Genomic DNA, 25,847 nt, shown 5'->3' on the forward strand with positions numbered 1-25,847 from the left:
GGTTGGGCAACTACACTGCTCCATCTAGTGGTGGGTGGTCGGCATGCGACCGTGTCGCGCGCGGGTCCCCCCCCACGGCTCGGCCGAGGGGCACCGAGGCCGGGGAGCGAAGGGCAGTAGCTCAATTGGCCAGAGTCCCGGTCTCCAAAACCGGTGGTTGGGGGTTCGAGTCCCTCCTGCCCTGCGGAGTGCGAGCGCGCGCACGTGGTCACGCCTAGAGTGGGCATGTACACGACCACGAAGTGGTTGAGACGTCCAATGGAGTGAACGGCGGCACAGATGGCGACTGAGATCCGCGGCGAGTCCGCGACCGAGGACAAGGGCAAGCCCGCTCGCAACAAGCGGACCACGCCTGCCCTGTTCGTACGCCAGGTGGCCGCTGAGCTGCGGAAGGTCATATGGCCGACCCGCAAGGAGCTGATCACCTACACGGCGATCTCCCTGGTCTTCGTTCTGATCATGGTTGCGATCGTCTCGGCCCTGGACTGGGCGTTGCAGAAGGGGATCTTCTCGATCTTCAGCTGAACCACGGCCGGTCCGGCCGCACAACACCAATTCGTACGAGAGAAAGAGTCATTGTGTCCGAGTCCCCACAGCGCCACGACGAGGCCCTCGACGAGGCCCAGTCGGCGGAGGCGGCTGCGCTCGAGCCGGAGGAGACGTCCGCCGAGCTCGCCGCCGATGACGAGGCGGGGGCGGGCCCGGACGAGGGCGCCGACGAGGAGCAGGTCTCGGGCGATGCCGAGCCCGAGATCGAGATCGACCCGCTCATGGAGTTCAAGACCCAGCTCCGGCTCCAGCCGGGCGACTGGTACGTCGTGCACTCCTACGCGGGTTACGAGAACCGGGTGAAGACCAACATCGAGACCCGCACCCAGTCGCTCAACATGGAGGACTACATCTTCCAGGTCGAGGTGCCCCAGCACGAGGTCACCGAGATCAAGGGCGGCAAGCGGCAGAAGGTCAACGAGAAGGTCCTGCCGGGCTACATCCTCGTCCGCATGGAGCTCACCGACGAGTCCTGGGCCGCCGTGCGGAACACCCCCGGCGTCACCGGATTCGTGGGGCTGTCCAGCAAGCCGTCGGCGCTGAGCATCCAGGAGGTCGCGAACCTCCTGGCTCCGGAGCCCGAAGAGCAGACCAAGGCGAAAGAGGCCGCCAAGGTCGCCGCGACCGTCGACTTCGAGGTCGGCGAGTCGGTCACGGTCATGGACGGTCCCTTCGCCACGCTGCCCGCCACGGTCAACGAGATCAACGCCGACACCCAGAAGCTCAAGGTGCTCGTCTCGATCTTCGGCCGCGAGACCCCGGTCGAGCTTTCGTTCAACCAGGTCTCGAAGATCTAGCACATAGCCTTTACCGTCCCCGCGCAGGCGGGGTCAAAGGGTCCCAACATCCGGGCTCACGTTCCGGCCATGGGTGTTGCCCGCGCGTGCGGGAGTCGGGACCGAAACGCGAACAGGAACGAGGGGAAGGCGTCATGCCTCCGAAGAAGAAGAAGATCAATGCCGTCGTCAAGGTCCAGCTGCAGGCCGGCCAGGCGACGCCCGCGCCGCCCGTCGGTACCGCTCTCGGCCCGCACGGCGTCAACATCATGGACTTCTGCAAGCAGTACAACGCTGCCACGGAGGCCCAGCGAGGCAACGTCATCCCCGTAGAGATCACCATCTACGAGGACCGCTCGTTCGCCTTCGTCACCAAGACCCCGCCGGCCGCGCAGCTCATCCTCAAGGCCGCCGGTGTCGAGAAGGGCAGCGGCGAGCCGCACAAGACCAAGGTCGGCTCGGTCACCGCGGACCAGGTCCGCGAGATCGCCCAGACCAAGATGCCCGACCTCAACGCCACGACCCTCGCCGCCGCCGAGAAGATCGTCGCCGGCACCGCCCGCTCCATGGGCATCGAGGTCAAGTAACAGTCCCGCGAAGCGCGCCGCGCTGTCTGGACTGAGGAGCGAGCGAGTGCGAGGTACGAGCGCTCGGGAGCGACGAGGGAAGACAGCGCGTCATGCGCGCTGAGCCGCGCGAGCGAAGGCGAGCGCAATTCAACAGAGTGGGAGGGCCATGCGCGGCCCCCACCACGAACTCCCTGAGGAGCTGAGATGAAGCGCAGCAAGAACTACCGCAACGCGACCGACAGGATCGACCGGGACCGGCTCTACAGCCCTCTCGAGGCCGTGAAGCTGTCCAAGGAGAACTCGGCGACGAAGTTCAACTCGACGGTCGAGGTCGCCCTGCGGCTCGGCGTCGACCCTCGTAAGGCCGACCAGATGGTGCGCGGCACGGTCAACCTGCCGCACGGCACCGGTAAGACTGCCCGGGTGCTGGTCTTCGCCGGTGGCGCCAAGGCCGACGAGGCTCGCGAGGCCGGTGCCGACCTCGTGGGCGCCGACGACCTCATCGAGCGCATCCAGGGCGGTTTCCTGGACTTCGACGCGGTCGTCGCGACGCCGGACATGATGGGCAAGGTCGGCCGGCTCGGCCGGGTGCTCGGCCCGCGCGGTCTCATGCCGAACCCCAAGACCGGCACCGTGACGATGAACGTGAGCAAGGCCGTGGCCGACATCAAGGGCGGCAAGATTGAATTCCGGGTCGACCGGCACGGCAACCTGCACTTCATCATCGGGAAGACCTCGTTCGACGACCGTCAGCTGGTGGAGAACTACGCGGCGGCGATCGACGAGATCCATCGGCTGAAGCCGTCGGCGGCCAAGGGCCGTTACGTCAAGAAGGCCACGATGACGACCACGATGGGCCCGGGCATCCCGGTCGACCCCAACGCGGTCCGCAACCTCACCGCGGAGCTCGACGAGGCCGCAGCGGGCTGAGAACCCGCGTAGTTTCATCCCGAAAGGGCGTCCCTGACGATGGGGCGCCCTTTCGGCGTTGTGATTCATCCACCTTGAGGGGTATCGATTCGCGACGCATTGGTACCACCGGGGGATTTCCCTCAGCCCGGACCGAAGCAGACTGTTGTCAGCAAGGTCGGCCACGATGGAACGGCAGCCGGCATCGGCAAGAGGAAGGAACGGATACATGAGGCGTCGATTCGTGGCAGGGGCCGCGGCGAGCACCGCTCTCCTGCTCTCCCTCACCGGGTGCATGGGTGACGACGGCGAGCGGACGAACACCGGCGGTATGCAGCTCTCCGCCGCCCAGGCCGTGGCCGAGACCTCTCAGAAGACCGCACGGGCCGACTCTTTCAAGGCCGATCTCACCGTCAACGGCGGTTCCGCGCAGGGACAGACCGACATCAATCTCACCGGCCAGTTCAGGGTCCGGCCGGACCTCTCGTTCACCGCCCTCCTCAACAAGGCCGTCCTCTCCGGACGGTCCGTGCCGGGCGTCGTCGGCAGCCAGGGCGTCTTCGTCGACGACACGCTGTACGTCAGGTCCCAGCGGCTGTCGCAGCTGATGGGCGGAAAGCCCTGGCTCAAGATCGACGTGGCCACGGCCGGACGGCTCACCGGAACGGACGTCAACGGTCTCCTCGACGAGGTACGGAAGGTCGACCCGGCCGCGCAGGCCAAGATGCTCACCGCCTCGAAGGACGTCCGTACCGTCGGCGACGAGACCGTCGACGGGGTGAAGACGACGCACTACGCCGGCACGGTCACCGTCGGCGAGGCGCTGAAGCAACTCGACTCCGAGGCCCGCGCGAGGCTGCAGCGCGTCTATCCGCAGAACGCGGACGAGAAGGTCGCCTTCGACCTGTGGACGGACGGCGACCGGCTGCCGCGCAAGCTCGTCACCAAGTGGACCGGGTCCACTGGTGGTGAGAACGGCACGCTGACGATCCTCTACCGCGACTACGGCAAGGCCGCCAAGCCCACCGCGCCCCCGGCCGGTGACGTGCAGGAATTCGACCTCGGCCGGCTGCTCGGCGGTCAGCCGAACTAACGCAGAGCGATCCGACGACAACACGAAAGGCACCCTGATCAGGGTGCCTTTCATTGTTATTGGGCATCCGCGAGTGTTGCATCGAATGTCAGTACGAGTCAGATATGGTAGAAAATCTGCGCATTGCGAGAAAGCAGACAATGAGGAAGGAATCCTTCGTATGATTCGTCGATCCGTCGCCGGCACCGCCGTCAGTGTCGCGCTCGCCCTCTCCGTGACCGGGTGTCTCGGTGAGGACTCCGGCGGCAACGCGGGCGCGGGGAAGGCGGTCAGCCTGTCCGCCGCTCAGGCGCTCATCAAGACCTCTCAGAAGACCGGGGAGATCACCTCGTTCAAGGCCGACCTGGCCATGGAGTCGAGCGGCACCGGCGATGACAACATGAAGGCGACGGGCACGATGCAGTACCGCCTCAAGCCGACCCTCGCCTTCAACATGACCTTCGATCAGATGACCGTGGGCGGCGAGTCCATGGCGGGCATGCAGACGATGCTCCTCGGCGAGGCGATGTACATGAAGATCCCCATGCTCGCCGAGGTCGGTGGTGGCAAGCCCTGGATGAAGCTTCCGCTCGACGCGATCAGCAAGGCGTCCGGGATGAACGTCGATGAGCTTCTCCAGCAGTCCCAGCAGATGGACCCGGTGCAGGCCACGAAGCAGCTGACCGCCTCCAAGGACGTGCGCGAGGTGGGCAAGGAGACCGTCAACGGCGTCGAGACGACCCACTTCACCGGTTCCTACAAGGTCTCCGAGGCGACCGCCAAGCTGGACCCGCAGAAGCGGGCGGCCACCGAGAAGGCCGCTCGGGAGGCGGGCATGGACAGCATGCTGTTCGACCTGTGGGTCGATGGACAGCAGTTGCCGCAGAAGATGGTGATGAAGGCGGGCCCGGGCGCCAAGACCCCGGTCACCATCACCGTCGTCTACCGGGACTACGGGCAGCCGGTGACCATCACCGCGCCGCCCGCGTCCGAGGTCGGCGACTTCGGCGACCTCCTCAAGGGGATGCCGAGCCCCGGCACCGCCTGAGGCCCGTCCATTCGCCGGAACCGCGCCCCACGGTCACCACCGTGGGGCGCGGTTTTGCGGTCCGGGTGAATGGCACGTACTCTGTGCAGTGCCGAAGACCGCCGGTCGTCATCCGCAAGGATGATCGAAGGTCCCGCGACAGCGGGCGGCCCGCGCAGGTGAGACGAGAGCCGTTCCGCACGATGATGGCCGTGCGTACGCGCCCCGTGTGCACCTGCACCGGGGCGTTTTTGCGTACGGGGCCGCAGCCGGACCCTGGTCGACGGCGGGGTGCACGATCACGTACGGGTGGGGACGCTCGCCGCGAACCGCCTGTGATCGTACGGCTCTACTCATGTTTGTTGGGAAGGAGGCCCATGGCGAGGGCGGAAAAGGCGGCTGCGGTTGCCGAGCTCACGACCGAGTTCGAGAGCTCCAACGGCGCCGTGCTGACCGAGTACCGCGGGCTTACCGTGGCGCAGCTCAGCGAACTGCGCCGCAACCTCGGTGACAATGCGAAGTTCGCCGTGGTGAAGAACACGCTGACCAAGATCGCCGCGCGCGACGCCGGGGTGGAGGGCCAGCTCGCCGAGCTGCTCCAGGGCCCGTCGGCGATCGCGTTCGTCAAGGGCGACGTGGTCGAGGCCGCCAAGGGCCTGCGTGACTTCGCCAAGGCCAACCCGCTGCTGGTGATCAAGGGTGGTGTCGTCGATGGAAAGGCGATGTCCCCCGAGCAGATCACCAAGCTCGCCGATCTCGAGTCTCGTGAGGTGCTCCTCGCGAAGCTGGCCGGTGCGATGAAGGCGTCCATGGCCAACGCGGCCGCCACCTTCAACGCCCTGCCGACGCAGATGGCCCAGCTCGCCGAGGCGCTGCGGGCCAAGCGCGAAGAGGCCGGAGAGACGAGCGAGGCGCCGGCCGACGCAGCCCCCGTGGCTGCCGAGGCGCCCGCTGAGGCGGCAGAGTCCACCGAGGACTGAGACCCGCGGTCGTAAGACTTAGCAACCAAGCACCACCGGAGGAACACACACCATGGCGAAGCTCAGCACCGACGAGCTGCTCGACACGTTCAAGGAGATGACCCTCCTCGAGCTGTCCGAGTTCGTGAAGCAGTTCGAGGAAGTCTTCGACGTCAAGGCCGCCGCCCCCGTGGCGGTCGCCGGCCCGGCGGGCCCTGTGGGCCCCGCGGCCGAGGCCCCCGAGGAGAAGGACGAGTTCGACGTCATCCTCGAGGGTGCCGGCGACAAGAAGATCCAGGTCATCAAGGAGGTCCGCGCGCTCACCAGCCTCGGCCTCAAGGAGGCCAAGGACCTCGTCGACAGCGCGCCCAAGGCGCTGCTGGAGAAGGTCAACAAGGAAGCGGCCGACAAGGCCAAGGAGGCCCTGGAGAAGGCCGGCGCGACGGTCACCGTCAAGTAAGCCACTCCACGCACAGAGGCGGTCATCCCCACCGGGGGTGGCCGCCTTTTGCGTTCCGCGGGACTCGCCGCCGTTCCACGGGAGCCTTCGCGATCAAGGCCTTGTCCTCGCGGCTGTTGGATGACTAGTCTAATGCCCGACTTCAGTAACGATCCGCTCACGTTGGGTCGTATCGTACGGGATCCTGGGTCGAACCCCCTTCCATTTGCGGGAATCCTGGCTACGGTGGTCTGCACCAGGATCTGCTACTCGCCAGTAGCAGAAAGTAGTCACCAACGCGCGGCGACCCGGCGCCGGGTGGTCGGCTCCGGACAATCGAATGAGTTCGCCTATTGATCCGGAATCCCCCCGGCTGGACGAAAGGTGACGAGTGGGCGTCGAGATCAGGGTCGAAGGACTCACCAAGGCCTTCGGTCGTCAGACCATCTGGGCGGACGTGTCGCTGACGCTGCCGGCGGGAGAGATCTCCGTGCTCCTCGGGCCGTCGGGCACCGGCAAGTCGGTGTTCCTGAAGACGCTCGTCGGCCTGCTCAAACCCGAGAGCGGCCACATCTGGATCGGTGACCGCGACCTCCCGCGGCTGTCCGAGCACCTGCTGTACGAGACCCGCAAGCTCTTTGGGGTGCTGTTCCAGGACGGCGCGCTGTTCGGCTCCATGAACCTCTACGACAACATCGCCTTCCCGCTCCGCGAGCACACGAAGAAGAGCGAGAGCGAGGTCCGGCGCATCGTCATGGAGAAGATCGACATGGTCGGTCTGGTCGGCGCCGAGGGCAAGTTGCCCGGTGAGATCTCCGGTGGCATGCGCAAGCGCGCGGGACTCGCCCGGGCCCTCGTCCTCGACCCCGAGATCATCCTGTTCGACGAGCCCGACTCGGGCCTCGACCCCGTGCGCACCGCCTACCTGAACCAACTGATCGTGGACCTCAACGCCCAGATCGGCGCGACGTTCCTGATCGTCACGCACGACATCAACACCGCCCGCACGGTCCCCGACAACATCGGCCTGCTGTTCCGGCGCGAGCTGATCATGTTCGGGCCGCGCGAGATGCTGTTGTCGAGTGAGGAGCCGGTCGTCCGGCAGTTCCTCAACGCCCGCAGGCACGGCCCGATCGGCATGTCGGAGGAGAAGGACGTCTCCGAGCTCGAGGCCGAGGCCAAGCTGGGCCACGACCCCGGACAGCTTCCGCCGATCCCGCCGCAACTGATGCCGACGGACGGCGGGGTCCGGCGATCCCAGTCGCCACCCGGATCATGGCTCAAGGCGCACGGCGTACAGCCCCCGCCGGGCTCGTTCATCGACGACCTCGGCCGCGACTGGGTCCAGGAGTGGCCGCGCCACGTCGCTTCCAGAACACCCGTAGCGGGTGCGCAGCCGTCCATGGGAGGGCCTGGCCGATGACCCGCCGCCCACGGCGCGAGAGGCGGAAGGACCCCAGGGACGGCGGCGTCGCCACCGGGTTCGGTTCCGTCACCGACGGTGTCGCGAACCTCACGGTCAAGGAGCCCGGCCGGTTCTTCGCCCTCGTGCTCGACACGTTCCGGGCCACGTTCAAGTGGCCGTTCCAGTGGCGGGAGTTCATCCAGCAGGCGTGGTTCATCGTCAGTGTGACGGTCGTGCCCACGGCGCTGGTCGCCATCCCCTTCGGCGCGATCCTGTCACTGCAGATCGGCGGCCTGATCCGGCAGCTCGGAGCGCAGTCCTTCACCGGCGCCACGGCGGTCGTGGCGATCGTCCGCGAGGCCAGCCCCCTCGTCACCGCGCTGCTCATCGCCGGGGCGGCCGGCTCGGCCATGTGCGCCGACCTCGGGGCCCGCAAGATCCGTGAGGAGATCGACGCGATGGAGGTGCTCGGGATCAACCCGTTGCACCGCCTCGTCGTGCCGCGCATGTTCGCCTGCGCGTTCGTCGGGCTCTTCCTCAACGGCCTGGTCTCGGTCGTCGGCATCGGCGGCGGCTACGTCTTCAACGTCATGCTCCAGGGTGGCACGCCCGGGGCCTACCTCGCCTCCTTCAACGCCGCGGCGCAGCTGCCCGACCTGATCCAGGCGGAGATCAAGGCGTTCGTCTTCGGGATCACCGCCGCACTGGTGGCGGCCTATAAGGGCTTGGGCGCCAAGGGCGGACCCAAGGGCGTGGGCGACGCGGTGAACCAGACCGTGGTGATCACCTTCATGCTGCTGTTCCTGGAGAACTTCTTGATCAGCGCTCTCTACTTCCAGTTCGTCCCGCAGAAGGGGATGTGAATGACCACCCCTGGGAAAGTGGGGCGGGCCGCGTCCAGGGCCGTGGGCCGGCCGCTCGAGGAGCTTGAGGACCTCGGCCACCAGCTCTCGTTCTACGCGCGGGCGCTCGCGTGGAGCCTGCGCGCGATCCGCCGCTACCGCACCGAGATCCTGCGGCTCCTCGCCGAGGTGAGCCTGGGCACCGGCGGCCTCGCGGTCATCGGCGGCAGCGTGGCCATCGTCGGCTTCATGACCTTCTTCACCGGTACCGAGGTCGGCCTGCAGGGCTACAACGCCCTGAACCAGCTGGGAACGGCGGCCTTCACCGGCTTCGTCTCCTCGTACTTCAACACGCGCGAGCTCGCCCCGGTCGTGTCCGCGCTGGCGCTCTCGGCGACCGTCGGCTGCGGCTTCACCGCGCAGCTCGGCGCCATGCGGATCAGCGATGAGATCGACGCGCTCGAGGTGATGGCGGTGCCGTCGGTGCCGTTCCTGGTCACCACGCGGCTGATCGCCGGGATGCTGGCGGTCATCCCGCTGTACGTCATCGGGCTGCTCGCCTCCTACTTCGCCACCCGGCTGATGGTGACGATCTTCTTCGATCAGTCCAGTGGCACCTATGACCACTACTTCAACCTGTTCCTACCGCCGTACGACATCCTCTGGTCGTTCGGCAAAGTGATCATATTCGCCGTGCTGATCATGCTGATCCACTGCTACTACGGCTTCCACGCCAGCGGCGGCCCGGCGGGGGTCGGTCTCGCCGTCGGCCGCGCGGTGCGCACCAGCATCGTGGTCGTCAACATCGCCGACCTGATGCTGGGCATGGCGATCTGGGGGACCACCACGACCGTACGGATCGCGGGGTGACGCGGCGATGAGCAGAGCCGGCGCCCCAACCGAAGGGCCGCTGTCCCAGCCGGTCCGGTACCGCCTGTACGGCATCGCGTTCGTCCTCGTCGTGGTGCTGCTGCTGGCGTTGACCGGCGCGTTCTTCAACAAGGCGTTCACCCCGGTCGTCCGGGTGAAGGTGAGCAGCGACCGGGCCGGCCTGCAGCTGCTGCCCCGCTCCGACGTCAAGGTGCGCGGCCTGATCGTCGGCGAGGTGCGCGGTACCCGCGCGACCGCGAACGGTGCCCAGATCGATCTGGCCCTCGACCCGGACAAGGCGCCGCTCATCCCGGGCAACGTCACGGCCCGCATGCTGCCGAAGACCCTGTTCGGCGAGAAGTACGTCGATCTGGTGATGCCGGCGCAGCGCGACGCGGCCATCCGCGAGGGCACGGTGATCGCGCAGGACCGGACCACGGCGACGATCGAGGTCGGCCAGGTCCTCGATCACCTGCTGCCCCTGCTTCAGGCGGTCAAGCCGGAGAAGCTCAACGCGACCCTCAACGCCCTGGCCACGGCGCTGCAAGGCCGTGGCGACCAGCTCGGCCGCAATCTTGAACAGGCCGACTCGCTGCTCAGGAAGATCAATCCGAAGCTCGGGACGCTGGTGTACGACCTGCGCGCGCTGTCGGACGTCTCTGACGTCTACGACGCGGCCGCACCGGACCTGTTGCGGACGTTGCGCAACCTCAATGTCACGGGATCGACGATCGTGGAGAAGAAGGCGGCCATCGAGGCACTGATCCCCGCCGTGACCGACGTGTCCGCCAAGGGCACCCGGTTCGTCCAGGACAACGGCAACAAGATCGTGGGAGTGAACATCGCCAACCGGCAGGCGCTGGAGCTGGTGGCGAGGTATTCGCCGTCGTTCCCCTGCGTTCTCGCCGGGCTGATCAAGATCAAGCCTCGGGTCGAGGACGCGGTCGGCGGGAAGTCCCCGGTCATCAACCTCACCGTCGAGATCGTGAAGCCGCGGCCGGCGTTCAAGAATCCGCTCGACCTGCCGGAGTACCGCGACTATCGCAATCCACGCTGCTACGGCCTGCCCAATCCGAAGGTGCCCTTTCCGGACTACATCGGCCTGGACGGCACCGAGGACGACGTGTGGTGGAAGGCCGGGCCGAGCGGGCTGCCCGCGCAGGGACCTCTCGGCCGGGCGGCGTCGGGCGTGCTCGTCAGCCCCGGTGCCGAGATGACCGAGCGGGAGGCCGTCAAGAACGTCATCGCGCCGGTACTGAGGACCCCGGCCGGCGAGGTCTCCGACCTGGCCGCGCTGATGTTCGGGCCGCTCGCCGAGGGATCGGTGGTGACGGTCGGTTGAGAACCTCCACTGCTGCGATCAAGCTGCTGGTCTTCGTGGTCGTGACGTCGCTGGCCACGGCCGTCCTAGCGATCTTGATCTCCAACATGCGGTTCGTCGAGAACCGGAAGTACCAGGCGATCTTCACCGACGTGGCCGGACTGCTCAGGGGCGACGACGTGCGCGTCGCCGGTGTACGCGTCGGACAGGTCGAGAAGATCGAGCTGTACCAGGGCAGGCAGGCCCGGGTCACCTTCTCGGTGGCCAAGGGCGGCACCTTCGCGGCCGGGCTGCCGCGGTCGGTGCTGGTCCAGGTGCGCTATCGCAACCTGGTCGGGCAGCGGTACGTCGCCCTTTCCGAGGGCCCCGGGACCGTGGGCGACTATATGCCCGCCGGGGGCACGATCCCGGTGACGCAGACCCAGCCGGCCCTCGACCTCACCGTGCTGTTCAACGGCTTCCGGCCACTGTTCCGCGCACTCGAGCCCGAGGACGTCAACAAGCTCTCACTGCAGATCGTCCAGACGCTGCAGGGGGAGGGCGGAACGGTCAACAGCCTGCTGGCGCACGTGGCGTCGCTGACCAACACGCTCGCCGACCGCGACCAGGTCATCGGGCGTGTGATCGACAATCTCAACAAGGTGCTGGGCACGCTCGACCAGCGGTCCACGCAGCTGAACCAGCTCATCACCCAGCTGCAGAGCTTCGTCACCGGGGTGTCCGGCGACCGCAAGGCGATCTTCGACTCGCTCGGGTCGATCAACCAGCTCACCGGCGCGACGTCCGATCTGCTGAAGGACGCCCGGCCGTCGCTCAAGACCGACATCGCGGAGCTGAACGACCTCGTCGAGACGCTCGGTGACAACGGCAAGACCCTCGACACGGCCCTGCGCCGCACACCGGACCGGCTGAACCAGCTCAACCGCGCCTCCTCGTACGGCTCCTGGTTCAACTTCTACCTGTGCGGCTTCGACGCCCGGATCGTGCTCCCCGGCGGGCCGGCGGTGCAGACACCCGCGATGGTGAACGAGAACGCGAGGTGCAAGTGACGTGGTGAGGCCCTTCCGGGAACGGAACCCGGTCCCCATCGGTCTGGCCGGCCTCGGGCTCATCGCCGTGGGGCTGGTGCTCGCGCTGAACCTGCAGAACCTCCCCCTCGTCACGGGCGGCACCACATACAACGCGGCGTTCGCCGAGGCGGCCGGGCTGAAGAAGGACGAGGAGGTGCGGATCGCCGGGGTCAAGGTCGGCAAGGTCACCGACCTCCGGCTCGAAGACGGCCACGTGCGGGTCGACTTCCGGGTGGACGACGGCGTGCGTCTCGGCGAACTCACCCGCGCCGAGATCAAGATCAAGACGGTGCTCGGGGCGCACTACGTGGCGCTCGACCCGCGCGGCACCGGCCGGCAGAATCCGCGGCGGCAGATCCCGGTGTCCCGTACGGCGACGCCGTTCGAGATCGTGCCGGCGATCAGTGAGCTGAGCGACGTGGCCGGCGACATCGACACCGCGCAACTGGCCCGGTCGTTCGATGTGTTGTCGGACACCTTCAAGAACTCACCCGAAGAGATCAGGGGTTCGTTGCGCGGCCTCCAGCGGCTGTCGCGGACCATCTCCTCACGTGACGACCAGTTGCACGAGCTTGTGGGGCGGTCCAAGAACGTCACCAAGGTCCTCGCCGACCGCAACGCCGAGCTGGTCAAGCTGGTCGAGGACGGCGACCGGATCCTGCGGGCGGTGCAGGCCAGGCGCGCGGTGATCCATCAGCTGCTGGTGAACACCGTGACGCTCACGCAGCAGGTCAACGCGCTGATCTCGGAGAACGACGCCGAGATCGGCCCGATGCTGGCCAACCTCCAGCGGGTGAACAAGATCCTGCTGAAGAACCAGGACAACCTCGACCGGACCATCCGGCTGCTCGCGCCGTACGGCCGCCAGTTCACGGACGCCACGGGCAGCGGACGCTGGTTCGACAGCTACATCCAGAACCTGATGCCCGTACCGGCGTCGGTCGCGAACCCGCCCGCCGGCGGTTCCGGCAGGCAGCGGACGTCCGAGGGCCGGCCGCCGTCCACCGGCAACCCGTTGCCGTTCCTCCCTTGACCGCCGCGAGCAGGAAGGTGCACGTGAAGCCCGCAATCATTCTCCGCCTCGGCGCCCTGATCATCGCGGTGGCGCTGGTCGCCGGCGCCGTCGCGGCGCTGTGGCCGGGAACCGAGCAGCGGCGCCTGACGGCGTACTTCACCGGCACGGTCGGGCTCTATCCGGGGGCCGACGTACGGATCCTCGGCATTCAGGTCGGGCGGGTCACCAGCGTCACGCCGGTGGGCCGGTCGGTCCGGGTGGAACTGGTCTACGACGCCCGCCAGAGGGTCCCGGCGAACGCCGAGGCGGTCATCGTCAACCAGTCCCTGGTGGCCGACCGCTACGTTCAGCTCACCCCCGTCTACCGGAGCGGCCCGGTGCTCGCCGACCAGGCCTCGCTCCCGCTCACCCGCACCCGCGTGCCGGTCGAGGTCGACCAGATCTCCGGCAATCTGAGCGACCTGAGCAAGGCGCTCGGCCCGGACGGCGCCAACGCCAACGGCTCCCTGTCCCGGCTCCTCCAGGTCGGCGCGAACACGCTGGACGGCCAGGGCACCGACATCCGGCAGACGATCAGGGACACCTCCCGGATGCTCAGCACGCTCAGCGAGGACCGCGGCGACGTCGCCGAGACCATCGAGAACCTCCGCGTGCTCACCGGGGCGATGGCCCAGAACGACCAGCAGATCAAGCGGTTCACCCAGGACCTGTCCAGCGTGTCGGCGCAGTTGTCGGGGGAGCGCGAGGAACTGAGCGCGGCCCTGCGCGCCCTCGGCCCGACGCTGCGCAACGTGACGAGGTTCGTGAAGGGGAACCGGACCCAGCTCGCCGCCAACGTACGGCAACTGGCGCAGATCACCTCGGTGCTGGTGAAGGAGAAGGGCGCGCTCGCGGAGTTCCTCACCACCGCCCCCACGGGCCTGAGCAACCTCGCCAAGGCCTACGACCCGATCAGCGGCACGCTCGGTACCCGCGCGGACCTGCGGCAGTTCCACGACATCGCGCAGTGGATCTGTTCTCTGGCGTTCTCGCTCGGCACGCCCGCGAAACAGTGCGAGTCGCTGCTCGGCCCGCTCAATCCGGCGGGCAAGGCGCTGACGTCGCTGTCGCTCGACCTGTCCTGGATCACGGCGATCACCACTCACTACGATCCCGTTCCGCCGCCGCCCGACGCCTACGGCCCCGGCGACCGCCGGGGGGGCGGCGGTGGCCAAGGTGCCCGCACGACGACGGCGGATCGGCGAAGCGGGCCGCCCCCGTCCCAAGGGCTGTCCGCGCTGCTGCCCGGAGGTGGCCCGTGAGGCGCCTGATGGCGATGATCGCCGCGGCGGTGGCACTCGCGATACTGCCGGCCTGCTCGTTCCACGGGGCCGAGTCGCTGCCCCTGCCCGGCGGGCCCGACCTGGGCGAAGAGCCGTACGAGGTCGAGATCGATTTCGCGAATGTGCTCGATCTGGTGCCGCAGTCGGTGGTGAAGGTCAACGACGTGTCGGTCGGGAAGATCACCGACATCAGGCTCGACGGCTGGCACGCCAGGGTCACCTGCAAGATCCGCAAGGACGTCGTGCTGCCGGACAACGCGATCGCCTCCGTCGCCCAGACCAGCCTGCTGGGGGAGAAGTACGTCGAGCTGTCGCCCCCGTCCGGTGAGGCGGCGCAGGGACGCCTCGGCGCGGGCGATGTGATCCCGCTGGCCCGTACCTCGCGCGGCACCGAGATCGAAGAGGTCCTGTCCGCGCTGTCGCTGCTGCTCAACGGCGGCGGCCTCGAGCAGATCTCCACCATCACGAACGAGCTCAACGCCGCCATGCAGGGCCGTACGGACACCATCAAGGACGTGCTCCAGCGGGTCAACACCTTCGTCGGGACGCTGGATCGGCACCGCGGTGCCATCACCCAGGCACTCGACAGCCTCGACCGGCTCAGCGGCAAGCTCGCGGCGCAGAGGAGGACGATCGCCGACACCGTCGACCGCACCGGTCCGGCGATCAAGGTGCTGGACCAGAACCGCGCCGACCTCACCAAGATGCTCGTGAGCCTCGACAAGCTCAGCAAGGTCACGACCCGGGTGGTGAACCAGTCGAAGGCCGACCTGCTGGCGAACCTGCGGGCCCTCCAGCCGATCCTGCAGAACCTCAACAAGGCCGGCAACGACCTGCCGAACAGCCTGGAGATGATGTTGACGTTCCCGTTCCCGCCATCGGTCGCCAACGCCCTGCGCGGTGACTACGCGAACATCCACATCACGCTCGACCTGGACCTCAAGAGCCTCACCCACAACCTGCTCGGCGGCACAGCGCTCGAGGGCCTGACCGAGCAGGGCGACCAGGTGCGCTCGATGATCAGGCCGCCCAGCCTCACGCTGCCGCAGACGCCGCCCGGAGTTCTGGAGCCGAGCCCCGGCGCTCCGGGCGTCCCCGGCCTCCCGGGGGTTCCAGGCGTCCCCGCCCCCGGCGGGTCGAGCACGCCCACGCCGCGGCCGTCCTCCACGGCCGATCCGGGGCTCTTCGATCTGATCATGGGAGGGCTCAGTTGATCATCAAACGCGGCGTGAAGATCCAGTTGCTGGTCTTCGCGGTGATCACGGTTCTCGGGGTCGGCTACACCTGCGTGCGCTACATCGGGATCGGCGGCGGGGTCCTCAACCGGTCCTACGCGGCCTATGTCGACCTGACCGACTCGGGCGGCATCTTCACGGGCGCCGAGGTGACCTACCGTGGCGTGCCCGTGGGCCGGGTCGGGCCCATCGAGCTGACCGGCGACGGCATCCGGGTGAAGGTCACGCTCGAGCGCGGGCGGCGGATCCCGCGCGACAGCGACGCCGTGGTGGCCAACCGGTCGGCCGTCGGCGAGCAGTACATCGACTTCCAGCCGCGCAGCGACGGCGGACCCTACCTGGACACCGGCGACCCGTACACGATCCCGCGCGAGCGCACCAGGCTGCCGGTGTCGACCACCGCGCTCCTGAACGACGTCGACCGTCTGGTGACCTCCGTGAACCCGCGGGACCTCGGCCTCATCGTGGACGAGCTCGACAAGGCGTTCTCGGGCTCCGCGGCGGATCTGCAGGCGATCCTGGACTCCAGCGACCGGCTGCTCAAGACCGCCGAGGAGAATTACCCGGCCACCGCGGAGCTCCTGGACAACAGCAAGGTGGTCCTGGACACCCAGCGGTCGCAGGGCACGAACATCCGCAGCCTGGCCCGGAACCTGAGCGATCTCACAGACCAGATGCGCCGCGACGATCCGAGCCTGCGCTCGGCGATCGACAACACCGTGCCCGCCACGCGGCAGGCCGACGCCCTGATCGACGACCTGGCGCCCACCCTGCCGGTGCTGCTGGCGAACATGACCACGACCGGGCAGGTGCTCACCTCCCGGATCGACGGGCTCCGGCACCTGTTCATCCTCTACCCGATGGCCCTGGCCGGCTCGTTCACCGTGACCCCCGGAGACGGGACCGAGCACTTCGGCTTCGTCATGAACGTCGACTCCCCACCGCCCTGTACCAAGGGCTACGAGAAGACCCAGATCCGGTATCCGCGGAAGACCGAGCAGATCCCCGCCGAGACCAAGGTCGGCTGCACCCTGCCGAAGAATTCCCAGCAGGTCGTCAGAGGCGCCCGTAACGCCCCGGCGCCGCGCCCCTACCCGCAGGTGCCGCCAGGGGCCACCGAGGGCGCGGGCGAGCCTCCTGGGGGCGCTCAGGGCGGCTCTGCCTCGCAGGCCGCCGGTGAGCGGCCGGACGGCGGCGAAGGGCGGGGGGACCAGCCGGCCGCCGCGGCGGCCCCGCCCGCTTCGACCGGCTCGGTGCAATTGGCCGGATACGATCCTGCGACCGGAGCCGTCTACGGTCCCGACGGCAGACGGTACGAGATGAGCTCGGCCGGTGGTCAGCAACGTCTGTTGGGAGACGCCTCATGGAAGTGGCTGTTGCTCGGGCCGCTGGCGCCGTGAAGGGCGCGTCCACGGACCCGGCGTCCACGGACCCGGCGTCCGGCGGGCCGCTGGCCGGCCGAGCGGGGCGGCTCGCCGCGGTTGTGCTGGCCATCGCCGTGATCGCGCTGGCGGTGACGGCGAGCTGGCTCGGCCTGTCGGTATGGCGTGAACGCGCCGCCGCCGACCGCGCGGCCGGCGCCGAACAGGCGGCCCGCCAGACCGCGGTCAACATGGTGAGCATCGACTACCGCAACGTCCGGCAGGGCGTCGACCGGGTGATCAGCGGCATGACCGGTGACATCAAGGACCAGTGGGCCACCCAGGCCAAGACCATCGTCGACACCGCCACCAAGAACCAGTCCACCTCCACCGTCCAGGCGGTGCGGGCAGGGGTCGTGTCGGCCGACGGCGACTCCGCCGAGGTGATCGTCGCGGTGACGGCCGTCACCAGCAGTCCGAAGGTCAAGCAGGCGGCCCCTCGCTACTACCGCTTCTCGATGGACCTCGAGCGGGTCGACGGCCGCTGGCTCGTCTCCAGGTTGGGACTGGTTCCATGACCACGCTGATCAAACGCAGGCGCACGGCCTCCGGCAAGACCGAAGAGGCCGGCGGGTCCGATGCCGAGGAGCGCGCCGGCGGCGACGCCGCGGACGGCCGGAACGAGTCGAAGGGCCGGCGGTGGACCGGTCCCCGCGCGCGCCCCGGCACCCAGATCCTCGCCGTGCTCGCGCTCGTGGCGGCCGTCCTCACCGCCGCGGTGGTGAGCCTGGGCCTCGAGCGGGCCCGGCTGCGGTCGACCGACGAGGCGTCGCGCCAGGCGGTGCACGCGGCGTCCCAGGCCGCGCGCGACCTCTCCTCGTACGACTACCGCACGCTGGAATCCGACTTCAGGACGGCGACCGGCCAGACCACGGGGAAGCTGCGCAACGAGTACGCCGCGCTGGCGCAGCAGATCAGGGCCACGGCGGTCCAGCAGCAGGCGATCTCGCAGACCACCGTGATCAAAGCTGGGGCCGAGAGCGCCACGACCCGCCAGGTGACGGTGCTCGTCTTCGCCAACCGGAACGCGACCACGACCGCCAGCCCCAACCGCCTGCCGGAGTCGCTGCGCATCCGCATGACCATGGTCAAGGTCGGCGACCGATGGCTGGCCTCCGACCTCCAGGTGCTCTAGTTCTCTTTGCCTCGCTCCGCTCGGCGCCTCGCGGGCCTTGAAGATGGCGGCTTCCCTCGTCGCGTGCTCGCTCGTTCCTCGCTCCGCGCGCTCCTCAGTCCAGCCGCCATCGGCCCGCTCGGGGCTCCGCGCCGCCTCCTCAGTCCAGCCGCCATCGGCCCGCTCGGGCTCACTCTCGGCCCCTCAGTCCAGCCGTCGCAGCCGCGCCGCTCGCGGGGGACTGATCGTTCCGTGGCATGGTGGGGCGGGGTCTCCTAAACTATGGGTTTCCTCACTGCTGGTCAGAGCTCGAAAACTCCCTGTCTGCTCTTGACTCGGAGGCGATGAGGAGCGATGCTGCGAGGCAACTGTGATGCATACTGCGGCGGTAGAGTTGCTAGCAGTGTGGCAATCGGCTACACTGCCCCTTTGCGCTGCCCTCTGACTATCCACGTTTGAGATCCGCTGGGATCACCTCTGCGTCTCACTCATGGACCGTCTGGCGTGCGCGCCGTTCAGTACCGCCGCGAGCCCTCGGAAGGACCACTCTTGGCAGCCTCGCGCAACGCCTCGAACACCGCAACCGGTCCGAACCGCGTCTCCTTCGCGCGCATCAAGGAGCCGCTCGAAGTCCCGGACCTCCTCGCGTTGCAGACCGAGTCTTTTGACTGGCTGCTCGGCAACGAGAGGTGGAAGTCTCGGGTCGAGGCGGCCCAGAAGGCCGGTCGCAAGGATGTCCCGGCCCAGTCGGGCCTCGAGGAGATCTTTGAGGAGATCAGTCCCATCGAGGACTTCTCCGGAACCATGTCCCTGTCGTTCCGTGATCATCGGTTCGAGCCGCCCAAGTACTCCGTCGAGGAGTGCAAGGACAAGGACATGACCTACTCCGCCCCCATGTTCGTCACGGCGGAGTTCATCAACAACTCGACTGGAGAGATCAAGAGCCAGACGGTGTTCATGGGCGATTTCCCGCTCATGACGCCCAAGGGCACTTTCATCATCAACGGCACCGAGCGCGTCGTCGTCTCGCAGCTGGTCCGTTCGCCCGGCGTCTACTTCGACCGGCAGCTGGACAAGACGTCCGACAAGGACATCTACGGCTGCAAGGTCATCCCGAGCCGGGGCGCGTGGCTTGAGTTCGAGATCGACAAGCGTGACAACGTCGGCGTCCGTATCGACCGCAAGCGCAAGCAGGGCGTGACCGTCCTGCTCAAGGCGCTCGGCTGGGACGAGGCGCGCATTCTCGAACGGTTCGGTGCCTACGAGTCGATCCGCATCACCCTGGAGAAGGACCACACGACCGGCCAGGACGACGCGCTGCTCGACATCTACCGCAAGCTGCGCCCGGGCGAGCCTCCGACGAAGGAGTCCGCTCAGACGCTGCTCGAGAACCTCTACTTCAACCCCAAGCGGTACGACCTCGCCAAGGTCGGCCGATACAAGGTCAACAAGAAGCTCGGCCTGTCCCTCGGGATGCGCCAGGGCACGCTGACCGAAGCGGACATCGTCGCCACGATCGAGTACCTCGTCCGGCTGCACGCCGGCGAGGAGGAGGCCACCCTCGGGGAGGTCCCCGTCCCGGTCGAGACCGACGACATCGACCACTTCGGCAACCGCCGTCTCCGTACGGTGGGCGAGCTGATCCAGAACCAGGTCCGGCTGGGCCTGGCCCGGATGGAGCGGGTCGTCCGCGAGCGGATGACCACGCAGGACGTCGAGGCGATCACGCCGCAGACTCTGATCAACATCCGGCCGGTCGTCGCCTCCATCAAGGAGTTCTTCGGCACCAGCCAGCTGTCCCAGTTCATGGACCAGACCAACCCCCTCGCGGGCCTGACGCACAAGCGCCGGCTCTCCGCGCTGGGCCCGGGTGGTCTGTCCCGTGAGCGGGCGGGGTTCGAGGTCCGTGACGTTCACCCGTCGCACTACGGCCGCATGTGCCCGATCGAGACGCCGGAAGGCCCGAACATCGGCCTGATCGGCTCGCTCAGCTCCTACGGCCGGGTCAACCCGTTCGGCTTCGTCGAGACGCCCTACCGCAAGGTCGTCGGCGGTGTGGTCACCGACCAGATCGACTATCTCACCGCCGACGAGGAGGACCGGTTCGTCAAGGCGCAGGCCAACTCGCCGCTGAACGCCGACGGCAGCTTCGCCGAGGACCGCGTCCTGGTGCGCACCAAGGGCGGTGAGATCGAGTACATCTCACCGGCCGACGTGCACTACATGGACGTCTCGCCGCGGCAGATGGTGTCGGTCGCGACCGCGATGATCCCGTTCCTCGAGCACGACGACGCCAACCGCGCGCTCATGGGCTCGAACATGCAGCGGCAGTCCGTGCCGCTGCTGAAGAGCGAGGCCCCACTGGTCGGCACCGGCATGGAGTACCGTGCCGCGACCGACGCGGGCGACGTCATCACGGCCGACAAGGCCGGCGTGGTCGAGGAGGTCTCCGCCGACTACGTCACCGTGATGAACGACGACGCCACCCGCACGACCTACCGCGTGGCCAAGTTCAAGCGCTCCAACCAGGGCACGTGCTTCAACCAGAAGCCGATCGTGGCCGAGGGGCAGCGCATCGAGGTCGGCCAGGTCATCGCCGACGGGCCGTGCACCGACCAGGGCGAGATGGCGCTGGGCAAGAACCTGCTCGTGGCGTTCATGCCGTGGGAGGGCCACAACTACGAAGACGCGATCATCCTCAGCCAGCGGCTGGTGCAGGACGACGTCCTCTCCTCGATCCACATCGAGGAGCACGAGGTCGACGCCCGCGACACCAAGCTGGGCCCCGAGGAGATCACCCGGGACATCCCGAACGTCTCCGAAGAGGTCCTCGCCGACCTTGACGAGCGCGGCATCATCCGGATCGGCGCCGAGGTCGTACCCGGCGACATCCTGGTCGGCAAGGTCACGCCCAAGGGTGAGACCGAGCTGACCCCGGAGGAGCGGCTGCTCCGCGCGATCTTCGGTGAGAAGGCGCGTGAGGTCAGGGACACCTCGCTGAAGGTGCCCCACGGTGAGATGGGCAAGGTCATCGGTGTCCGCGTGTTCTCCCGCGACGAGGGCGACGAGCTCCCGCCGGGCGTGAACGAGCTGGTCCGCGTCTACGTGGCCCAGAAGCGCAAGATCACCGACGGTGACAAGCTCGCCGGCCGACACGGCAACAAGGGCGTCATCTCCAAGGTGCTGCCGGTCGAGGACATGCCGTTCCTCGATGACGGCACCCCGGTCGACATCGTCCTCAACCCGCTCGGTGTTCCCGGTCGAATGAACGTCGGCCAGGTTCTCGAGACCCACCTCGGCTGGGTCGCCAGCCGTGGCTGGAAGGTCGATGGCGACGACGCCGAGTGGAAGCGCCAGCTCAAGGCGATCGGTGCCGACGAGGCTCCGGCCTGGACCAACGCGGCCACGCCGGTCTTCGACGGTGCCCGCGAGGAGGAGATCACCGGGCTGATCGAGAGCACCCTGCCCAACCGGGACGGCCAGCGCATGGTCGGGCCGGGCGGCAAGGCCAAGCTCTTCGACGGCCGCACCGGAGAGCCGTTCAAGGACCCGATCTCGGTCGGTTACATCTACATCCTCAAGCTGCTCCACCTGGTCGACGACAAGATCCACGCTCGTTCGACCGGTCCCTACTCCATGATCACTCAGCAGCCGCTCGGCGGTAAGGCGCAGTTCGGCGGTCAGCGCTTCGGTGAGATGGAGGTCTGGGCACTGGAGGCGTACGGCGCCGCCTACGCCCTGCAGGAGCTGCTGACCATTAAATCCGACGACGTCCTGGGCCGGGTCAAGGTCTACGAGGCGATCGTCAAGGGCGAGAACATCCCCGAGCCGGGCATTCCGGAGTCCTTCAAGGTGCTGATCAAGGAAATGCAGTCGCTGTGCCTCAACGTAGAGGTGCTGTCCAGCGACGGCATGTCCATCGAGATGCGTGACACCGACGAGGACGTCTTCCGCGCAGCGGAGGAGCTCGGCATCGACCTGTCCCGGCGTGAGCCGAGCAGTGTCGAAGAGGTCTGATTCTCAAACGACAACAGGGGACTGAACACAACGTGCTCGATGTCAACTTCTTCGACGAGCTGCGGATCGGTCTGGCCACGGCCGACGATATCCGTCAGTGGTCGCATGGTGAGGTCAAGAAGCCTGAGACGATCAACTACCGGACCCTGAAGCCGGAAAAGGACGGGCTCTTCTGCGAGAAGATCTTCGGTCCGACCAGGGACTGGGAGTGCTACTGCGGCAAGTACAAGCGTGTCCGGTTCAAGGGCATCATATGTGAGCGCTGTGGCGTCGAGGTGACTCGCGCCAAGGTGCGGCGTGAGCGGATGGGCCACATCGAACTGGCCGCGCCCGTGACGCACATCTGGTACTTCAAGGGCGTGCCCAGCCGGCTGGGCTACCTTCTCGACCTCGCCCCGAAGGATCTCGAAAAGATCATTTACTTCGCGGCGTACATGATCACGCTTGTCGACGCCGAGAAGCGTGATCGCGACCTGCCGACGCTCGAGGCGCACATCTCGGTCGAGCGCCAGCAGATCGAGCAGCGGCGGGACGCCGAGATCGAGTCCCGGCAGCAGAAGCTCGAGCGTGACCTCGGCGAGCTCGAGGCGGCCGGTGCCAAGGCCGACCAGCGGCGCAAGGTGCGTGAGAGCGCCGAGCGCGAGATGAAGCAGATCCGCGACCGCGCGCAGCGTGAGATCGACCGCCTCGAAGAGGTGTGGAACCGCTTCAAGAACCTCAAGGTCCAGGACCTCGAGGGCGACGAGATGCTCTACCGCGAGATGCGGGACCGCTTCGGCAAGTACTTCGAGGGCGGCATGGGCGCTCGCGCCATCCAGGCCCGCCTGGAGAACTTCGACCTCGACGCCGAGGCCGAGCGGCTCCGCGAGATCATCCGTACCGGCAAGGGCCAGAAGAAGGCCCGCGCACTCAAGCGGCTCAAGGTCGTCTCGGCGTTCCTGAATACCCGCAACTCGCCGCTCGGCATGGTGCTCGACTGCATCCCGGTCATCCCGCCGGACCTGCGCCCGATGGTGCAGCTCGACGGTGGCCGGTTCGCCACGAGCGACCTCAACGACCTGTACCGACGGGTCATCAACCGGAACAACCGGTTGAAGAGGCTGCTCGACCTCGGCGCGCCCGAGATCATCGTCAACAACGAGAAGCGGATGCTGCAGGAGGCCGTCGACGCGCTGTTCGACAACGGCCGCCGCGGCCGCCCGGTCACAGGGCCGGGCAACCGCCCGCTCAAGTCGCTGTCCGACATGCTCAAGGGCAAGCAGGGCCGATTCCGGCAGAACCTGCTCGGCAAGCGAGTCGACTACTCCGGCCGTTCGGTCATCGTCGTCGGCCCACAGCTGAAGCTGCACCAGTGCGGTCTGCCCAAGCAGATGGCCCTGGAGCTGTTCAAGCCGTTCGTCATGAAGCGGCTGGTCGACCTCAACCACGCGCAGAACATCAAGAGCGCCAAGCGCATGGTCGAGCGGGCCCGTCCCGTCGTCTGGGACGTGCTCGAAGAGGTCATCACCGAGCACCCGGTGCTGCTGAACCGGGCGCCGACCCTGCACCGCCTCGGCATCCAGGCCTTCGAGCCGCAGCTGGTCGAGGGCAAGGCCATCCAGATCCACCCGCTCGTCTGCACCGCGTTCAACGCGGACTTCGACGGTGACCAGATGGCCGTGCACCTGCCGCTGTCGGCCGAGGCACAGGCCGAGGCGCGCATCCTGATGCTGTCGACCAACAACATCCTGAAGCCGTCGGACGGCAAGCCCGTCACCATGCCCACCCAGGACATGGTCATCGGCCTCTACTGGCTGACGTCGGAGAAGGACGACGCCAAGGGTGAGGGCCGGTCGTTCACCGCGATCCCCGAGGCCATCATGGCCTACGACCGGGGCGAGCTCGACCTGCAGGCCAAGGTCCAGATCCGGCTCAAGGACGTCCCGCCGCCGCGCGGCTGGCAGGCGCCCGAGGGCTACGAGGCGGGTCAGCCGTACCGACTCGAAACCACCCTCGGCCGGGCTCTGTTCAACGAGACGCTGCCCGGCGACTACCCGTTCGTGAACTACGAGGTGGGCAAGAAGCAGCTCTCGGCGATCGTCAACGAGCTGGCCGAGACCTATCCCAAGGTCGCGGTGGCCAACGCGCTCGACGCGCTGAAGGACCGCGGTTTCCACTGGGCCACCCGGTCCGGTGTCACGATCGCGATCGCCGACGTCATCGCGCCGCCGAACAAGGCCGAGATCCTGTCGGCCTACGAGCGCCGCGCCGACAAGGTGCAACGGGAGTACGACCGCGGTCTGATCACCGACGACGAGCGCCGGCAGGAGCTCATCGAGATCTGGACCCACGCCACGGCCGACGTCATGGAGGACATGACCAAGGCGTTCCCGAAGAACAACCCGGTGTGGATGATGGTCAACTCGGGTGCACGTGGTAACCCGCTGCAGGTCCGGCAGATCGCCGGTATGCGTGGTCTGGTGTCCAACCCCAAGGGTGAGACCATCCCGCGGCCGATCAAGTCGTCGTTCCGCGAGGGACTGTCGGTGGTCGAGTACTTCATCTCGACCCACGGTGCCCGTAAGGGTCTGGCCGACACCGCGCTCCGTACGGCCGACTCGGGTTACCTGACCCGGCGTCTGGTCGACGTGGCACAGGACGTCATCGTCCGCGAGGAGGACTGCGGCACCGACCGGACCATCCCGTTCCGGGTGGCCGACCGGGGCCCCGGCGGCGAGCTGGTGAAGCCGGCCACGTCGGAGAACAGCCTCGTCGGCCGGACCATCGCCGAGGACGTCGAACTCGACGGTTCGGTCCTGTTCACGGCCGATACGGACCTGTCCGACATGGTGATCACGCGGTTGGTCGAGGCGGGGATCGAAGAGGTCCGGACCCGCAGCGCCCTCGTCTGTGAGGCCAAGATCGGTGTCTGCGCGGCCTGCTACGGCCGCTCGCTGGCGACCGGCAAGCGCGTGGACGTCGGTGAGGCCGTCGGTATCATCGCCGCCCAGTCGATCGGTGAGCCCGGTACCCAGCTGACCATGCGTACCTTCCACACCGGTGGTGTGGCGGGTGCGGACATCACGCACGGTCTGCCGCGTGTCCAGGAGCTGTTCGAGGCGCGCATCCCCAAGGGTGTCGCCCCGATCAGCGAGGTCGCCGGCCGGGTCAAGATGGAGGAGACCGAGAAGACCCGGAAGGTCGTCATCATTCCCGATGACGGAGCCGAGGAGATCGCCTACCCGGTGCCGATGCGTTCGCGGCTGCGGGTCAAGGAGGGCGACCACGTCGACGTCGGTGAGCAGCTCATCGACGGCTCGATCAACCCGCACGAGGTGCTGCGCATCCTCGGCCCGCGGGCGGTCCAGCTCCACCTGGTCCACGAGGTCCAGGAGGTCTACCGCTCGCAGGGTGTGTCGATCCACGACAAGCACATCGAGATCATCGTCCGCCAGATGCTCAAGCGGGTGAACATCCTCGAGGCCGGGGACACCGACCTGCTGCCGGGCGACCTGGTCGAGCGGCCGATCTTCGAGCGGACCAACCGCGCGGTCGTCGCCGAGGGCGGCACGCCCGCGGCCGGCCGGCCGGTCCTCATGGGCATCACCAAGGCGTCGCTGGCGACTGAGTCGTGGCTGTCGGCGGCCTCCTTCCAGGAGACCACCCGGGTGCTCACCGAGGCGGCCATGCACTCCAAGAGCGACTCGCTGCTGGGCCTCAAGGAGAACGTCATCATCGGAAAGCTCATCCCGGCGGGTACCGGCATGCCGCAGTACCGCAACATCCGGGTCGAGCCCACCGAGGAGGCGAAGGCGGCGGTCTACTCCGTCGGCTCCTACGACGACGGTGCCGAGTACGCCTTCGGGCAGGGCTCCGGCGAGGCCGTGCCGCTCGAGGAGTACGACTTCGGGCAGTACAACAGGTAATGAAGCACCA

21 protein-coding genes and 1 tRNA gene are annotated in these 25,847 nt (G+C 67.7%); all 22 read left to right on the plus strand.

The annotated features are described in order from the left end of the window. The first annotated feature begins 110 nt into the window (after window positions 1–110). Window positions 111–184 (plus strand) — tRNA-Trp (locus tag HKK74_RS03215). A 95-nt stretch (window positions 185–279) separates the two neighbouring features. Then, window positions 280–525 (plus strand): preprotein translocase subunit SecE, encoded by a 246-nt coding sequence (gene secE / locus HKK74_RS03220; protein WP_187241516.1) that lies wholly within the window; start codon window positions 280–282, stop codon window positions 523–525. 53 nt (window positions 526–578) lie between these two features. Beyond that, complete coding sequence (gene nusG / locus HKK74_RS03225; RefSeq protein WP_187241517.1) at window positions 579–1,346, plus strand: transcription termination/antitermination protein NusG; 768 nt, start codon at window positions 579–581, stop codon at window positions 1,344–1,346. Between the two features lie 134 nt (window positions 1,347–1,480). Continuing rightward, entirely contained in the window at window positions 1,481–1,912 is a 432-nt protein-coding gene (gene rplK, locus HKK74_RS03230) for a 50S ribosomal protein L11 (protein ID WP_187241518.1), read from the plus strand. Window positions 1,913–2,098: 186 nt separating this feature from the next. Next, the gene (gene rplA, locus HKK74_RS03235; RefSeq protein ID WP_187241519.1) at window positions 2,099–2,824 is read left to right on the plus strand and encodes a 50S ribosomal protein L1; all 726 of its coding nucleotides are present in this window, start codon (window positions 2,099–2,101) and stop codon (window positions 2,822–2,824) included. 208 nt (window positions 2,825–3,032) lie between these two features. Further along, window positions 3,033–3,896, plus strand: a complete 864-nt coding sequence (locus HKK74_RS03240) for an SCO4651 family lipoprotein (protein ID WP_187241520.1) — start codon at window positions 3,033–3,035, stop codon at window positions 3,894–3,896. Window positions 3,897–4,056: 160 nt separating this feature from the next. After that, a complete protein-coding gene (locus HKK74_RS03245; protein ID WP_187241521.1) occupies window positions 4,057–4,923 on the plus strand; it encodes an SCO4651 family lipoprotein in 867 nt (288 codons plus the stop codon). 356 nt (window positions 4,924–5,279) lie between these two features. After that, complete coding sequence (rplJ, locus tag HKK74_RS03250) at window positions 5,280–5,882, plus strand: 50S ribosomal protein L10 (RefSeq protein WP_187241522.1); 603 nt, start codon at window positions 5,280–5,282, stop codon at window positions 5,880–5,882. Between the two features lie 52 nt (window positions 5,883–5,934). After that, on the plus strand, window positions 5,935–6,321 hold the full coding sequence (gene rplL, locus HKK74_RS03255; protein WP_187241523.1) for a 50S ribosomal protein L7/L12: 387 nt from the start codon (window positions 5,935–5,937) through the stop codon (window positions 6,319–6,321). Between the two features lie 370 nt (window positions 6,322–6,691). Further along, complete coding sequence (locus HKK74_RS03260; RefSeq protein ID WP_187241524.1) at window positions 6,692–7,723, plus strand: ABC transporter ATP-binding protein; 1,032 nt, start codon at window positions 6,692–6,694, stop codon at window positions 7,721–7,723. Beyond that, the gene (locus HKK74_RS03265; RefSeq protein WP_187241525.1) at window positions 7,720–8,568 is read left to right on the plus strand and encodes an MlaE family ABC transporter permease; all 849 of its coding nucleotides are present in this window, start codon (window positions 7,720–7,722) and stop codon (window positions 8,566–8,568) included. Before HKK74_RS03260 ends, HKK74_RS03265 begins: the two co-directional genes overlap by 4 nt. Beyond that, the gene (locus tag HKK74_RS03270; RefSeq protein ID WP_187241526.1) at window positions 8,569–9,417 is read left to right on the plus strand and encodes an MlaE family ABC transporter permease; all 849 of its coding nucleotides are present in this window, start codon (window positions 8,569–8,571) and stop codon (window positions 9,415–9,417) included. A 7-nt stretch (window positions 9,418–9,424) separates the two neighbouring features. Next, window positions 9,425–10,759, plus strand: coding sequence for an MCE family protein (locus HKK74_RS03275; protein WP_187241527.1), 1,335 nt, complete (start codon window positions 9,425–9,427; stop codon window positions 10,757–10,759). After that, the gene (locus HKK74_RS03280; protein ID WP_187241528.1) at window positions 10,756–11,787 is read left to right on the plus strand and encodes an MCE family protein; all 1,032 of its coding nucleotides are present in this window, start codon (window positions 10,756–10,758) and stop codon (window positions 11,785–11,787) included. The genes HKK74_RS03275 and HKK74_RS03280 overlap by 4 nt, the downstream gene beginning before the upstream one ends. A 1-nt stretch (window position 11,788) precedes the next feature. Beyond that, window positions 11,789–12,841 (plus strand): MCE family protein, encoded by a 1,053-nt coding sequence (locus tag HKK74_RS03285; protein WP_187241529.1) that lies wholly within the window; start codon window positions 11,789–11,791, stop codon window positions 12,839–12,841. 23 nt (window positions 12,842–12,864) lie between these two features. Continuing rightward, window positions 12,865–14,124, plus strand: a complete 1,260-nt coding sequence (locus tag HKK74_RS03290) for an MCE family protein (protein ID WP_312881208.1) — start codon at window positions 12,865–12,867, stop codon at window positions 14,122–14,124. Beyond that, the gene (locus tag HKK74_RS03295) at window positions 14,121–15,359 is read left to right on the plus strand and encodes an MCE family protein (protein WP_312881209.1); all 1,239 of its coding nucleotides are present in this window, start codon (window positions 14,121–14,123) and stop codon (window positions 15,357–15,359) included. The genes HKK74_RS03290 and HKK74_RS03295 overlap by 4 nt, the downstream gene beginning before the upstream one ends. Further along, a complete protein-coding gene (locus HKK74_RS03300; RefSeq protein ID WP_187241530.1) occupies window positions 15,356–16,780 on the plus strand; it encodes an MCE family protein in 1,425 nt (474 codons plus the stop codon). The genes HKK74_RS03295 and HKK74_RS03300 overlap by 4 nt, the downstream gene beginning before the upstream one ends. After that, window positions 16,744–17,319 (plus strand): Rv1363c family protein, encoded by a 576-nt coding sequence (locus HKK74_RS03305; protein ID WP_187241532.1) that lies wholly within the window; start codon window positions 16,744–16,746, stop codon window positions 17,317–17,319. Before HKK74_RS03300 ends, HKK74_RS03305 begins: the two co-directional genes overlap by 37 nt. Then, a complete protein-coding gene (locus HKK74_RS03310) occupies window positions 17,316–17,936 on the plus strand; it encodes an Rv1363c family protein (RefSeq protein WP_187241534.1) in 621 nt (206 codons plus the stop codon). The genes HKK74_RS03305 and HKK74_RS03310 overlap by 4 nt, the downstream gene beginning before the upstream one ends. Window positions 17,937–18,464: 528 nt before the next feature. Continuing rightward, complete coding sequence (gene rpoB / locus HKK74_RS03315; protein WP_187241536.1) at window positions 18,465–21,932, plus strand: DNA-directed RNA polymerase subunit beta; 3,468 nt, start codon at window positions 18,465–18,467, stop codon at window positions 21,930–21,932. Between the two features lie 32 nt (window positions 21,933–21,964). Continuing rightward, a complete protein-coding gene (locus tag HKK74_RS03320; RefSeq protein WP_187241537.1) occupies window positions 21,965–25,837 on the plus strand; it encodes a DNA-directed RNA polymerase subunit beta' in 3,873 nt (1,290 codons plus the stop codon). The last annotated feature ends 10 nt before the right edge of the window (window positions 25,838–25,847 follow it).

It is taken from the genome of Actinomadura alba, assembly GCF_014323705.1.
Lineage (GTDB): Bacteria > Actinomycetota > Actinomycetes > Streptosporangiales > Streptosporangiaceae > Actinomadura_C > Actinomadura_C alba.